The sequence below is a fragment of the Sphingomonas carotinifaciens genome (genome assembly GCF_009789535.1).
Taxonomy (GTDB): domain Bacteria; phylum Pseudomonadota; class Alphaproteobacteria; order Sphingomonadales; family Sphingomonadaceae; genus Sphingomonas; species Sphingomonas carotinifaciens.
This window is the reverse complement of the sequence record NZ_WSUT01000005.1, coordinates 1839391-1852468: the sequence shown is the minus strand read 5'-3', so window position 1 is coordinate 1852468 and position 13078 is coordinate 1839391. Positions and strand designations below refer to the sequence as shown.

The following is a 13078-nucleotide window of genomic DNA, read 5'->3' as shown; positions in this document are numbered from 1 at the left end:
TGGATACGCCGCTTAGCTCGGCAGGCTGGTGCAGGCGCCCGACGTCGCGCCGAAGTTGGCGCGGTTGGAATTGCACGTCCAGCCGCGGAACCAGGTGTCGTTCGGCCCGCTGACCGCGCCGACATAGCTGGTCTGGACCAGGACCGAGGTGCCCGCCGGGTTCAACGTGGAGGCGTTGAACGCGGTTGCGGTCGTGGCCTGGCCGGCGGGGTAGAAGCCGTTGGTCAGCAGGCCCGTGGCGCTTTCCACATTGTTGCCGCCCGCCGCGTTGAAGATCGCCGCCATTTCCGCATTGGTGACGGTGACGTTGTTCACCGTCGTCTCCGCATAGGGGTTGGCGCAACCGAACAGCACCGAGTTGAACACCGGCGGGCCATTGTCCTCCAGCGCGGTGTTGGCGGGACGGATCGTCGTCTTGCCCTGCGCATCGGCGCCGGCAACGATGTTGAGGCAGGCGGTCGGGCCGACCACGATGCCGTTGACGAAGCGCGCATCGGCGCCGCCACGCAGGCGGATCGCGGCGTTGGTCGCGGTCGAGGTCTGCACGAAGGTGAAGTTCGACAGCGTGTAGCGCTGACGCGGCAGCGCGTCCTCGTTGTTGTTCGAGTCGATCTCGGTCGAATAATTGTCGGTCTGCGTATTCACCGGCTTCTGGATCGCCAGCACGAACTGGATGAAGCCCTGCCAACCCACATCGGTATCCACCGCGTCGTCGTCGGTGCCGGTCATCACCAGGTAGCGCATGTTGGTGCGACCGCCGAAGACCTCGATGCCGTCGTCCGACGAGTTATGGACCTGGACGTGGTCGATCGTCGTGCCGGAACCCGTGCCGCCGAGCGTCAGGCCCTGCAGCTCGTTGTTCGGGCTGATGATCGTGCCCGAATACCGGATCTGGACGTAGCGCACGGTGCCCGAGTTGTCGGTCGGCGTCGCGCCGCCGTAGAGCGCGGTGGAAGTGCCCTCCACCACGTTTTCGCAGTTCACCGAACCACCCGCGACGGTCGCGTTGCAGTTTGAGATTGGCGCGCGGCCCGCCATGATGATGCCGCCCCACAGGCCCTGGCTCTCGTCGGTGACACCGCCGGTCAGGTTCTGCTGCGCGGTGAAGATGATCGGCTGCGTCTCGGTGCCCTCGGCATTCATGCGCGAGCCGCGATTGACGACCAGGAAGTCGTTGTCGGCGTTGGTCGTGTTGGCATAGATCAGCACGCCCGGCGCGATCGTCAGCGTGGCCGACGCACCGCCCGGTGCGTTGCCCGCGCCGCCGATGTCCACGCCGACATCGACGCGGCCGTTAATCTCATAGGCGACGCCCGCGACCTTCTGGAGCGACAGCGAACCCTCGATGCGGCTCGGCAGGCGGCAGCCGCGATAGCTGCCGACGATGCCGGCGTCCGACGTGCCGGTGGGGCAGGACGCGGCGGGCGTGCCCGGTGCGGTGGGGGTCGGCGTGGGGGTGGAGGGCGTCGGGGTCGGGGTGCCCGGCACGACGATGACGCCTTCGCCCGGCGAAGCGACGCCGTCCGCGCCGTTGCAGCCGGCAAGTGCCAGGCTCGCGGTCGTCGCCAGTAAAAGAGTGCCGAGGCGGTTGAAGCGGGCCATGTGAAGCTCCTGGTCGATCTTGGATGGTGCGATCGACCAGAGCATTCCCCCCTGCCGATCTCCCCGCGGCGGTTAGGCGGGCCGCATGACGGGAAGATGTGGTTTCGGGGTCAGAACGGTTACGGCTGCGTGACGGTTTCGTGACGATGCCGGGATGACACAGCGCGGCCGCATCGGCCGTTTCGCTGCAATGCAGCAATGCTGCTCGTCAAAGACCGACGCTATCGGAATGGCATGGGGAGCCCCTCCCCTTCAGGGGAGGGGTTGAGGTGGGGCGTTTCCTCGAACGCGGCGCTCGTCGAGGCGCCATCGCTTCGACCTTTGAAGATGCAGGGTCGCTGGACTGTTCGCTCACGCCCCCCGGCCCCTCACCCCAGCTTGGCGGTAGGCGTCAGCCATACCGTGCCGCGCCCGCGAAAGACGAACACCAGCCCCTCGCCGCTGCGCATCGCGTTGCGAATGCCCTGCACCAGCGGCCGCAAATCCACCTGCAACGTCGCCGAATACATCAGCATCAGGTCGCCATCGACGATCAGTTCGCCCGACCCGTCCAGTTCGATCACCTCGATCTCGTCCACCGGCACCGGCGCCTCGACCACGAACGCGCCCGCACCCGTCAGCTTGGGCTGCATCAGCCCGTTGCCGGAGAACAGCCCGGCGACCGAGCGGTGGACATGCGTCGACACCTGGATGTTCGCGTCGCAGGCATAAAAGGCGCCGTCGTCCAGGATCAGCGAGTCCTGCGGCCCGTCCATCGCCGCCAGGATGAAATGCTTGGTGGTCGGCTCGGTCCACACCTCGCCCCGCCCCGAAAAGCGCGTCGCATAGGCCGATTCACCCGACCCCGCCGATTTCACCGCCCGTGCCAGAAAACCGCCGCTCTCGTTGCGCTGCACCTCGGTATGGATCGCGCCGTGCGCATATTGCAGCGCCCCCGGCTCCAGCAGCGCAGCCCCGCCCTCCAGCACAATGCGAACCTGCCGCGCGGTCGCCTCATGCGCGGGGTAGACATAGACCGGGGCCGCGGCGGCCTGCCCGGCCGTTCCGCCCTGCGCCGTCGCCTGCACCGCGCGCGCCATGGCATAGCTCTTGCGCTTGAACTGAAAGAGTTCCAGCCGCATGCCATTGCCCTGCTGCTCGTCGATCTTCGTCCTGAAATCGGCCATCTCGTCCTCCGTCACGTCACGCGATCTTCAGTTCGGCGCCCGTCGTCCCGAACGCTTCGGCCCGCGCCATCACCCGCCGCGCCCAGCGGGCATGCGTTGCAGGTTCGCACATCACGCCCGCGCTGTTGAACACCGCCGGGCTGTCCTCGCCGAGGATCGCCTGCGCTTCGGCCAGTTGCGCCATCGGCACCGCCAGCGCGGCATGGATCACCGGCACCTGGGACGGGTGGATCGCGGTCTTGGCGCACAGCCCATGGTCCAGGTCGCGCTCCACCTCGGCGGCGAGCAGCGCAGGGTTCGCGAAATTCTCCATCACCGGCGCGGTCAGCTCGAACCCCCAGGGCGCGAACGTCGCCACCAGCGTCCCGATCAGCGGGCCGAGCGGACCGTCATAAACGGTGCGCGTCGCCGATCGCCGCGCCCCCAGTATCTGCAACAGGTCGTTGCCGCCGATGCGCAGCGCCAGGATACGCTCCTGCTGCCCCAGCAACTGGTCGCGCAGGCGGCGCATCTCGTGCCCGTCGCATACCTCGCGCGTTTCCAGCGTCGGCATCAGCCGGTGCCCCTCGTGCAGCGGCAGCGCCAGATAGGCGGGCAGGCTGTCGGCATGCGCCTTGGGGATCACGAAGCCTGCCGCATGGCCGATCCCGTCCAGGTGCAGGATATGCTCCAGCATGCCCGCACTTCGCGGTCGGACAAACACCGCCAGCGGAATGGCGCCAAGGACCGGCAACACCGCCGCCAGATTGTCCAGCGCCGCCGGCACGTCGCGCGCATGCACCGAGTCCTCGACGCACAACACCGCCGATCGCAGCCCCGACGCCGCCGCCCGCGCCAGCGCCGCCGCCAGGTCGCCCCGCGTGCACGGCATGTACAGGGTCGCGCCCAGTTCGATCGCGGACACGGTCATGCCGCCACCCGGTCCCGGCCCAGCGAGCGGATGATCGTCACCGCCCGGTACCGACTATCGGGATCCAGCCGCTCCACCGGCACGCCGCCCTGTTCGGCCAGATGGATCAGGTGCGCGACATCGGCATCGCCGGGATCGCGCACGAACAGCCGCTCGGGCATCCGCCGCAACAGGGCGCGTGTCGCCTCCGCGATGCCCGGCTTCACCCGGTTCGCATCCTCGCTGCCGATCGCCGCCAGCATCTGCGTCACCAGTGCACCGCTCGCCGCGCGCAAGGCCGCGCGCTCCGCCCCGTGCCCCCCGATCGGCCGCGGTTGCGCCAGCGCCGCCATAGGCGCCAGCGCGTCGACGAATGCGCGCGACCGGTCCGCCGCCGCATGTTCGGGATAGGTGACGCAGGCATGGAAATCCCCCGGCCCCACCACCGCATCCGACAGGATCGACCGGCTGACCAGCCCGGACACGATGCCGTTCAACAGGCCCGACGCGATCAGGTAATCGTCCGCGGTCGCCGCGATATCGGCCACGCCCGCCGGGTCCGCCACCACCGCCAGCACCGGCGCAAAGCCGAACGGCCGGTCGGCCAGGCTGCGCTGCAACTCGCCCGCGATCGCCCCCTTGCCCGTCCAGCCATCGACGAACACCACGTCCGCCGGATCGTGCCGCGCCGCGATATGGGCCAGCGCCGCGCGGTCGATCCCCCGGTCGCGGATGATGCTGATCGCATAATGCGCCGCTTTGACGCCGTGCGCACGCAGCGTGCGCAGCAGCAGCACGCCGATCGGCGTCCCCGCCCGCGCCAGGCTGGCGATCACCACCTCGCGGCCCTCTGCCCGCGCCGCCAGATGCGCGGCCAGCGCGGCGATATCGCTCGCCAGCCTCAGGCCGTTGCGTTGCAGGGCGGCATCGTACAGCGCCAGATAGGCGGCATCGGGCACCGCCTCGGGCGCGATCATCTCCGAATAATGCCGCGCGCCGGACTGGATCGCCCGTTCCTTGGCCGCGACGTCGGTGGCTGCCAGCACCACCGGTTTCAACAGGAAGGTGACGTCCGCCGGATCGTAGCTTCCGGAAAAGCCGCTCATGCGAATAGCCGGTCGGCCAGTTGGGATCGCGTCGGCAGCATCGCGAAATCGCACAGCGCCATGAACGGTGCATCGGTCAGGCTGTCGCCCACCCCGATCACGCTCGCCTCCGGAAACCGCGCGCGAAGGCCGGGCAGCAGATGCGCCACCGCATTGGCCTTGCCCAGATAGGGCGGCATCATCGCGACGTTGTTGCCGTTGCGATGCAGCGTCCATCCCGCCGGCACGTCCGGGATCGCGGCGTCCACCACCTTGAACAAGGCGGCATGATCCGCCTCGGGATGCTTGGCCAGCGTGTAGATCGGCACGCCCGCCTCCTCCAGCACCCGTACCCTCAGCGACACGCCCTGTGCTTCCGCCTCATGGGTGATCGCCGCGGCATAGCCCTCCAGCGCCCCGGCATGGTCGGCCGCGGCACGCGCGATCTCGGCCGCCCAGCCTTCATCCGGCTCGCCATCCTCGCCCAGCACCACGCCGCCATGCGCGCACACGCCGGCGGCAAAGGGCACGTTCACCCGGCGCAGCGCATCCAGGCTGCGGCCGGTGACGGGCACCAGATGCGTCGTCTCGGCCAGCCATTCGATGAAGCGCATCTGCCGCGGGGTGGCATAGCTCAGCGGTGCCCCGTCGACCGCAAAGCCGATCGGGGTCAGCGCCTCGACGGCCAGGTCCTCGGGGCATTTCGCCCGCGTCTGGAACAGCGTGTCGTCCAGATCGACCAGCGCGATCGCCCGCATCAGCGCGCGCTCCAGCGCAGCGTTTCTGCATCCAGCGCCGCGACCAGCGCCGGATCGACATCCGGCGTCTCGTGGCAGATCCATGTCGTCCGCCCATCGGCGGCATCCGCATTATAAAGGAAGTTCGGCACACCCGTCCCATAATTGTCGTCGAAACACAGCGCGCAGGCCAGCGCCCCGCCGATCCGCGCCGGACTGCGGCTCGTCGCCTGCACCACCACGTCCAGCCCCGCCGCCTCCAGCCGCTCCGCCAGCCGGAACGGCGCATAGGTGAACTCCCCCGTCCCCACGATCCGCAGCGGACCGTGCACCGCCGGCTCGCTGTCCGGCCCGGCAACATCACTGTCACGGCGGCCCAGCCGCCCGTGATTGACGGGATCGTCCAGCACGCCCAGCGTTCCCGCCGCCGCCTCGAACCCGGCCACGTCCTCCGCCACCCCGCCCGGCGTCCAGTCCAGCCGCCCTTGCAACAGGCTCGCGATCGTCGCCGGCCGCGGCATCGCTGTCAGCCATCCGCCCCCCGACCAGTCGGTCAGCGTCGCCACCACGATCCGCTCGACGCTCGGCCAGCGCGCCACCAGCACCCTCGCCAGATTGGTCAGCGTCGTCCCCGTCGACACCTCGTCATCGACCAGCACCAGCGTCCTCGGCGCCTCGAACCCCGGCTCCACCGGCTCGTACACCAGATGCGCGGACGCATGGCTGTGCGGCTCCTCGAACCGCGCCAGCAGCGGATGGTCGATCCGCTGCCGCGTCGAATGCAGGAACAGCGCGTCGCCCCGCGCCATCTCCTCATGCAGCGTCTGTCCCAGGCACACCGCCGTCTCGGCCAGCCCCATCACCACGATGGGCCCCGCCAGATCGCCCGGCAACCGCGCCGCCAGCGCGCGCACCGCGGCGCGCATCTCCCCCGGCCGCGCCGGCCAATGCCGCCCCAGCACCTTGGACACCACCAGGAAACCGCGCCTGGGATTGCGCCGCGCCGCGAACCCGCACAGCCGCGCGAGCGGCCAGTCCGGATCGCCCCCCGTCACCTCCACACGCAACTGCCCCGTCGGCAGCGACACCGCCGCTGCCGACACCTGCCCCCCCGCCGCCATCATCGCCTAGACGTTGACGCCGAACGACCGGGCCAGCGGCCCCAGGCCACCGGCAAAGCCCTGGCCGATCGCCTTGAACTTCCACTCGCCACCATGGCGATACAGGTCGCCGAAGATCATCGCCGTCTCGGTCGATGCGTCCTCCGACAGGTCGTAGCGCGCGATCTCGGTGCCGCCATCGGCGTTCAGCACGCGGATGAACGCGTTCGATACCATGCCGAAATTCTGCCGACGCGCCTCGGCCTCATGGATCGTCACCGCAAAGCTGATCTTGGCGATGTCGGCAGGCAGCGTGTCGAGGTTGACGCTCACCGTCTCGTCGTCGCCCGAGCCTTCGCCGGTCAGGTTGTCGCCCTGATGCTCGACCGCGCCGTTTGCGCCCAGCTTGTTGTTGTAGAACACGAAGTCCGCGTCCGACCGCACCTGTCCCGCCTCGTTCAGCAGGAACACCGACGCATCCAGGTCGAACCCGCTGCCGTCCGTCACCCGCGTGTCCCAACCCAGGCCGACGCGTACCGCCTTCAGGCCGGGTGCTTCCTTCGACAGGCTGACATTGCCGCCCTTGGACAGGGATACCGCCATCTGATCGTCTCCATTGCTTGCCGGCCGATCATCGACCGATATTGACGTAAAGGTTGCGCTTAGTCCTTCAGCGCGGTGCCCGACGGCTTGACCGGATCGGCCGCCTCGATCGGCTGTTCCGGATCCCGCTTGTTGCTGCGCACCGACGCCCAGAAGGCCAGGCCGATCAGCGCGGCGCCGATCAGGCCGGTCACCGTCTCCGGAATCTCGAACTCGACCGACAGCAGCATGATCGCGGCCAGCGCGATGATCGCGTAAAAGGCGCCGTGCTCCAGATAGCGATACTGGGTCAGCGTGCCCTTATCGACCAGCATGATCGTCATCGAACGCACGAACATCGCCCCGATGCCAAGGCCCAGCGCGATGATGAACAGGTTGTTCGACAAGGCAAACGCACCGATCACCCCGTCGAACGAGAAGCTGGCGTCCAGCACTTCCAGATATAGGAAGGATGCCAGGCCCGACCGTGCCGCCGCGCCCGTCGCGGCATCGCCGTCGCCTTCCAGCAGCACGCCCAGCGCATGCACCGCGATATAGGTCAACAGCCCGAAGATGCCCGAGGTGATGTAGGTCATCGCCTCCTCGACGGGGATGAAGCGCGAGATCACGTACATCGCCAGCAGCACGATGCCGACCGCCAGACCCGAAATGTCGGTCAGCTTGGCCAGCGGCCGCTCGATCACGCCGATCCAGTGCTCCTCCTTCTCGTCGTCGAAGAAGAAGTTCAGGCCGACCATCGCCAGGAACGCGCCGCCAAAGCCTGAAATGCCGACATGGGCGGAGGTGATGATCTGTTCGTAGCGCACGGGATCGCCCGCCGCCAGCTTCAGCGCCTCGACCGGCCCCAGGCTGGCCGCGATCGCGACGATTGCCAGCGGGAAGACGATGCGCATGCCGAACACAGCGATCAGGATGCCCCAGGTCAGGAAGCGGCGGCGCCATTTCTCGTCCATGTCGCGCAGCACCGTCGCGTTGACGACGGCGTTGTCGAACGACAGCGACACCTCCAGCACGCCCAGCACCGCCACGATCCACAGCACGCCCAGCGTGCCGCCGACGGTGCCGGTGCTCTGCATCCCCAGCCAGGCCGCGATGGCCAGGCAGATGCCCGTGAAGATGAACGAACCCTTGTAATATTTCAGCAGCACGAATGTCCCCCGGATGCGCCGTTTTTGGTGTATGGGGCGCTTATGTCAGTCCTTTGACCCCGCCGTCCAGCGCAAGCCCCAGCGATAGGCTTCGTCCAGCTTGCGCTGCCCCTGATGGTAATCCACCAGCCGCATCGCCTGGAACCGGCCGCCGACATTTTCCAGCATCGCGACCGCGCACAGCCGGCGGTCGTTGCGACCCTCGGTCATGCGCACTTCGATATCCTGTTCGCCGGGCATCTTCACCGTCACCACGCCGTCCGTCGCCTGCCAGTTCGGCACGCCTTCGTAGATCAGCGCGAAAACGAGGATGCGGCGGATTCGGTCCCAATGCCGGCCGTTTACCCGCATCGTCTCGCCGCTGGCGGTGTCGCCCGATCGATCGTCGGCGGACAGCGCGATCCACGGCTCGCCCTCATAATCGCCGAAGGTGCCGCCCAGCGCCTGGATCACGCCCTTCCAGCCATCGTCCAGCTCGAACAGGCAGCCCAGGTCCAAGTCGACCGCGCCGCTGCGCCCCCAGCCGCCCTTGCCGCGCGACCAGTTCAGGTTGATGACGATCTCGCCGGTCGGCTTGGCAAGGCTGACCGTCTGGCGCGGCTTGTCCAGCGTCACCTTGCTCAGCCGCACCGGCGGGGGTGGCGGCGGTGGCGGTGGCGGCGGCGCGGCGACAGGCTCCGCCACCTCGATCCCGAACGAGCGGGCGAGCGGCGCCAGCCCGCCGTCGAAGCCCTGCCCCACCGCGCGGAACTTCCACTGCCCGGCGCGCCGGTACAGCTCGCCCAGCATCATCGCCGCCTCGCTCGCCCCTGCCAGTCGAGGGCGATATTCGACATCGCCCGCCGTGATCGCGGCGCCCTCCAGCGCGGCCACCGTGCCCCGGTCCACCGTCACGCAGAACACGATCCGTTCGATCGCCGGGTCCAGCCGCGACAGGGTGACCGCAAAGGTCCGCGTCGCCACGTCCAGCCGGACCGCGCCCGCGGGATCGGCGGGCTGGTTGTAGAACAGCATGTCGGCATCGCCGCGCACCCGCCCGTCCCCGCGCAGCAGGTAAGCGGACACATCGGCCTCCGCCGGCAGGGTCAGGGCGACGCGCACCGCGTCCCCCGCCACCGGTGCATTGCCGCCCTGGCTCAGTTCGCGCATCGCGAGGGGCGTCCTTACAACGCGGCCGTGATCGGCCCCATCATGTCGTGAAAGGTGCGGCCCGTGGTCTTCTCGCCCAGCGCCTTCATCTCCCACCCGTCGCCGACGCGCACCACCTGCGCCATCACCTGCCCGGTATGCGTGCCCGATCCCGACAGATCGAACCGCGCCAGTTCGCTGCCGTTGGTGGCATCCACCAGCCGGCAATAGGCATTGTCGATCCGGTCGAACGTGTCGCCGCGAAAGCTGTTCACCGTGAACACCAGCGCGCGCACCGTGGAGGGCAGACGCGTCAGGTCGACATTGATCGTCTCGTCATCGCCAGCACCCGCCCCCGTCAGATTGTCGCCCGAATGGACGATGCTGCCGTCGCGGCTGGTCAGTTGCCGGAACCACACCTGGTCCACCATCTGCCCGCCGGCATCGAACAGCAGGCAGGACGCATCCAGGTCGATGTCGCCGCCCCCGCCGCCCAGCAGCGCGCCGAACAGCCCCTTGGCCTTTTTCACGTCCCAGCCCAGCCCCATGGCCACGCGGGTCAGCGTGCCGCCACCGCGCTTTTCCAATCGAACCGTCTGACCTTTTTGAAGATTTACCATCGCGCTGCCCCTCCCAAGGCAAAAGATCGGAAGATGTCCGCACCACGCTAGACCGCCCCTGCGGGCGCCCGCAACCGCTATTCGTCGCGGATCATCGCGGAAAAGGGCGGCGCCGGCGCATCCAGCCGGATCGCATCGGGTACCGCCGCCACCAGCGCGCGGCCGCGGGGGCGCGGCACCATGTCCGCATGCGCCAGCCCCAGTTCCAGCGCGACATGCCACCAGGGCAGGTTCACGCCCGCAAACACGGTGTTCAGGCACCCGCCGCTCATCCGCGTATTGACCTCGATCAGCCGCAGCTGCCCGGCCGCATCCTCGATCATCTGCACGTTGATCAGGCCGGACAGGCCGAACAGTTGCACCGTCGCTGCCGCCAGATCGATCGCCTCGCCCTCGCTTTCCACCCACTGCCCCACGCGCTCCTTGCGCCGGGCGACGGCGCTCACCACGCGGCCGCCGTCCGCCAGCATATCGACGCTCGTCTCATGCCCCGGCAGATATTCCAGTATCAGCAGGTCGGGCGCCTGCCCGTCGTCCAGCGCCTGCGCAAAGGCCTCGACCCCGATCGTCCGCGCATCGACATCCATCAGCGTCGCGATCAGCGGCCGCTCGTCCTCCAGCCGCCAGAAGCCCGCCCCGAACACGCCGCGCCGCGGCTTGACGCACGCGCCAAGTCCCTGCCCGCGCAGGGCGGCGACGGCGCGGCGCACGTCATCGCCGCCCCGCGCCAGCCACGCCTGCGGTACCGGCAGCCCGGCCGCCGCCACCGCGTCCATGAACGCCCATTTGTCGTCCAGCAGGTCCAGCATGTCGGGCGCCGCCGGCAGCGCCAGCCGGGTGCCGAGCGCGGCAAAGGCGGCCGCGTCGCCCGCGATCAGGTCGCGGCGCATGCCGGGCACGAACAGGTCGACGCCGTGCACCCGGCACATGTCCAGACACCAGTCGCGATAGCCGTCCGCCGTAATCGGCTCGATCAGCGCCAGATCGGCGGCCGCCAGCGCCGCGGCATCGGCATAAGGGTGCGAGGCGATCAATCGCACCCGCCCGTTCGCCCCCGCCCTTATCAGGGCCAGCGCATTGCGGACCGAATGCCCGCGATCGAACCAGATCGTCTTCATCGCCGGCGCTGTTTCAGACTTTGCGCGCCGGCGATAGCGCCCCCGGCCGGTATCGCCCTGAAACCGCCTCCGCCGCGAAGGTCCGACCGGGTATCCTCAGGCGTGGCTGTCGTTGAACGCCAAGCTGCTCGAAATCTCCGCCGCCGCCGCCCGGATCGCGTTGCATGCGGCATCTTCCGATACCGTCGAATCGGTCAGGCGCAGGAACGGTACGGTCAACACCGCGATCGCCTGCCGGCCGCGCAGGATCGGCGCCGACAGATCGCGCATCCCATTGACGCAGGGGTTATCCTGCCGCCCCAGGCCGGTAACGCGAATCTCGTCGGCTTGCGCCCGGAACGCGTTCAGTTCGTCGGCCGAGGGTGCCGGCTGGAACGACCGCTCCCAGTCACCCCGGATCGAGGGCGACTGAAACGCATAGAGCACCGCTCCCGAGGAGGTCCGGTGCAACGGCTGCCGATATCCGACCCGTACCGCAAAGCCCACCGCCGCGGTCGACTCCATGCGCGCGACCACCGCCATGTCGCTGCCGGTCTGGATGCCCAGATGGCAGGATTGACCGATATCGATGGTCAGTTGCCGCATGATCGGCAGGGCCTGTTCCAGCATGCTGCGCACCGGCGGCCGCTTCAATCCCAGATGAAACAGGCGCGGCGTCATGACATAGCCGGCGGGTCCTTGTTCCACGAAACCGCGATGCTCCAGCACCTGGATCATGCGAAACAGTTCGCCCGTGGATCGCCCCAGTCGCTGCACGATGGCGCTGACCGTCAGCGGCTGTTCCTCACCCGCCAGCAGCTCCAGGATATCCAGACCCTTTTCCAGCGCGGGCGCGCGATAGAGCCGCTTGCCGTCCCGCTCCAGGATGCCGTCTTCCATTTCCGCTTCCGCTTCCAAACGCCGTTCCCCCGTTCCTGCTGTCTGGCTCGATCTTTTGCTTATCGATCCGTAGCTTCACGACATGTCGGTTCGGTCGTGTGCATCGTTCCAAACCAGCGCACCGTAACCTAGATTAACTTTAGCTATGCAATGGAACGTGGAAACGTCAATGATCTGTGCGTTTCCTGACACCGCTGGACAACAATGCTGCGCCAAACCGCGATTCTGCCGGTCCGTTCACCCTGTCGCAATCCCCCGTCCCACACAGGCTAGGTCATATCGACCAGTGAAATCCACCCAAATCGGGATGCTCGAATGGCCATGTCGCCTCTCCTTGCCCGCCGTCACCTGCTCCGCGGTGCCGCGCTGCTGCCGCTGGTCACGATCGGCGCCTGCACCACGCCGCTCGGCTCCTACAGCCTGGGCGACGGCATCCACCGTCTGCTCACCCTGTCCAGCCAGCGTGCCTTTGCCCGGCTGCTGCAACCCGGCGGCTTCTACGACGACCAGCTGACCCGCATCACCGTGCCGCAACAGGTGGCGGGCGGCCGCGATGGCGACGTGCTGGCCGCGATCCTGCGCACGCGCGCGGTACGCGACCGCATCGCCTTTGCCCTGAACGACGTGGCCGTGGATGCCGCCGACCGGGCGACGCCGGTCGTGCTCGATGCGATTCGCGGCCTTAGCGTGGCCGATGCCGTATCGGTGCTGCGCGGCGGGCCGACCGCGGCAACGACCCTGCTCGAACGCCAGGCGCGCGGCGCCGTGGTCGACGCCATGTTTCCCGAGATTGGCGGCGCGCTACGCTCCGACGGCGCGGAGATACTGGGCGCGGTCATCGCCGCGCGCACCGGGGTGGATTACACCGCGCTCGCCCGGGACGTCGCCGAACAGGCCGGCAGCGCCATCTTCCGCGCGATCGGTCGCGAGGAGGCCGCGATCCGCGCCGACCCGCTGGCGACGCGCGACCCCGTGCTGATCGCGGTGCTGGGCGGCCGCTGAC

General features: G+C 68.5%; 13 protein-coding genes. 1 reads left to right on the top strand and 12 read right to left on the bottom strand.

Annotated features, from left to right (window positions below):
- Positions 1 to 12: 12 nt before the first annotated feature.
- From GQR91_RS10855 to GQR91_RS10800, 12 genes are all read right to left on the bottom strand, one after another.
- Entirely contained in the window at positions 13 to 1602 is a 1590-nt protein-coding gene (locus GQR91_RS10855; RefSeq protein WP_149681743.1) for a hypothetical protein, read from the bottom strand.
- Positions 1603 to 1970: 368 nt separating this feature from the next.
- Positions 1971 to 2768, bottom strand: a complete 798-nt coding sequence (locus GQR91_RS10850) for an AIM24 family protein (protein WP_149681744.1) — start codon at positions 2766 to 2768, stop codon at positions 1971 to 1973.
- A 16-nt stretch (positions 2769 to 2784) separates the two neighbouring features.
- Positions 2785 to 3678 carry an HpcH/HpaI aldolase/citrate lyase family protein gene (locus tag GQR91_RS10845; RefSeq protein ID WP_149681745.1) on the bottom strand — a complete coding sequence of 298 codons (894 nt, stop codon included), beginning with the start codon at positions 3676 to 3678 and terminating at the stop codon, positions 2785 to 2787.
- Positions 3675 to 4763 (bottom strand): cysteine protease StiP domain-containing protein, encoded by a 1089-nt coding sequence (locus tag GQR91_RS10840; RefSeq protein WP_149681746.1) that lies wholly within the window; start codon positions 4761 to 4763, stop codon positions 3675 to 3677. Before GQR91_RS10840 ends, GQR91_RS10845 begins: the two co-directional genes overlap by 4 nt.
- Complete coding sequence (locus tag GQR91_RS10835; protein WP_235903919.1) at positions 4760 to 5500, bottom strand: HAD family hydrolase; 741 nt, start codon at positions 5498 to 5500, stop codon at positions 4760 to 4762. The genes GQR91_RS10840 and GQR91_RS10835 overlap by 4 nt, the downstream gene beginning before the upstream one ends.
- Positions 5500 to 6603, bottom strand: a complete 1104-nt coding sequence (locus GQR91_RS10830; RefSeq protein WP_149681747.1) for a phosphoribosyltransferase domain-containing protein — start codon at positions 6601 to 6603, stop codon at positions 5500 to 5502. The genes GQR91_RS10835 and GQR91_RS10830 overlap by 1 nt, the downstream gene beginning before the upstream one ends.
- Before the next feature lie 3 nt (positions 6604 to 6606).
- On the bottom strand, positions 6607 to 7182 hold the full coding sequence (locus GQR91_RS10825; RefSeq protein WP_112382580.1) for a TerD family protein: 576 nt from the start codon (positions 7180 to 7182) through the stop codon (positions 6607 to 6609).
- Between the two features lie 59 nt (positions 7183 to 7241).
- On the bottom strand, positions 7242 to 8327 hold the full coding sequence (locus tag GQR91_RS10820; RefSeq protein ID WP_149681997.1) for a DUF475 domain-containing protein: 1086 nt from the start codon (positions 8325 to 8327) through the stop codon (positions 7242 to 7244).
- 48 nt (positions 8328 to 8375) lie between these two features.
- Positions 8376 to 9479 carry a TerD family protein gene (locus tag GQR91_RS10815; RefSeq protein WP_149681748.1) on the bottom strand — a complete coding sequence of 368 codons (1104 nt, stop codon included), beginning with the start codon at positions 9477 to 9479 and terminating at the stop codon, positions 8376 to 8378.
- Between the two features lie 14 nt (positions 9480 to 9493).
- Complete coding sequence (locus GQR91_RS10810; protein WP_149681749.1) at positions 9494 to 10078, bottom strand: TerD family protein; 585 nt, start codon at positions 10076 to 10078, stop codon at positions 9494 to 9496.
- 77 nt (positions 10079 to 10155) lie between these two features.
- Positions 10156 to 11196 carry an ATP-grasp domain-containing protein gene (locus GQR91_RS10805; protein WP_149681750.1) on the bottom strand — a complete coding sequence of 347 codons (1041 nt, stop codon included), beginning with the start codon at positions 11194 to 11196 and terminating at the stop codon, positions 10156 to 10158.
- A 96-nt stretch (positions 11197 to 11292) separates the two neighbouring features.
- Entirely contained in the window at positions 11293 to 12075 is a 783-nt protein-coding gene (locus GQR91_RS10800) for an IclR family transcriptional regulator (RefSeq protein WP_149681751.1), read from the bottom strand.
- 315 nt (positions 12076 to 12390) lie between these two features.
- Here GQR91_RS10800 and GQR91_RS10795 point away from each other — a divergent pair, with 315 nt between their 5' ends.
- Entirely contained in the window at positions 12391 to 13077 is a 687-nt protein-coding gene (locus tag GQR91_RS10795; protein WP_149681752.1) for a DUF4197 domain-containing protein, read from the top strand.
- The last annotated feature ends 1 nt before the right edge of the window (position 13078 follow it).

Bases quoted from the DNA above. Each gene is read 5' to 3' on its own strand.
- GQR91_RS10835 (WP_235903919.1), bottom strand. From the start codon at position 5,500: ATGCGGGCGATCGCGCTGGTCGATCTGGACGACACGCTGTTCCAGACG.
- GQR91_RS10855 (WP_149681743.1), bottom strand. From the start codon at position 1,602: ATGGCCCGCTTCAACCGCCTCGGCACTCTTTTACTGGCGACGACCGCG.
- GQR91_RS10795 (WP_149681752.1), top strand. From the start codon at position 12,391: ATGGCCATGTCGCCTCTCCTTGCCCGCCGTCACCTGCTCCGCGGTGCC.
- GQR91_RS10800 (WP_149681751.1), bottom strand. From the start codon at position 12,075: ATGGAAGACGGCATCCTGGAGCGGGACGGCAAGCGGCTCTATCGCGCG.
- GQR91_RS10805 (WP_149681750.1), bottom strand. From the start codon at position 11,196: ATGAAGACGATCTGGTTCGATCGCGGGCATTCGGTCCGCAATGCGCTG.
- GQR91_RS10840 (WP_149681746.1), bottom strand. From the start codon at position 4,763: ATGAGCGGCTTTTCCGGAAGCTACGATCCGGCGGACGTCACCTTCCTG.
- GQR91_RS10845 (WP_149681745.1), bottom strand. From the start codon at position 3,678: ATGACCGTGTCCGCGATCGAACTGGGCGCGACCCTGTACATGCCGTGC.
- GQR91_RS10850 (WP_149681744.1), bottom strand. From the start codon at position 2,768: ATGGCCGATTTCAGGACGAAGATCGACGAGCAGCAGGGCAATGGCATG.
- GQR91_RS10830 (WP_149681747.1), bottom strand. From the start codon at position 6,603: ATGATGGCGGCGGGGGGGCAGGTGTCGGCAGCGGCGGTGTCGCTGCCG.
- GQR91_RS10815 (WP_149681748.1), bottom strand. From the start codon at position 9,479: ATGCGCGAACTGAGCCAGGGCGGCAATGCACCGGTGGCGGGGGACGCG.
- GQR91_RS10825 (WP_112382580.1), bottom strand. From the start codon at position 7,182: ATGGCGGTATCCCTGTCCAAGGGCGGCAATGTCAGCCTGTCGAAGGAA.
- GQR91_RS10810 (WP_149681749.1), bottom strand. From the start codon at position 10,078: ATGGTAAATCTTCAAAAAGGTCAGACGGTTCGATTGGAAAAGCGCGGT.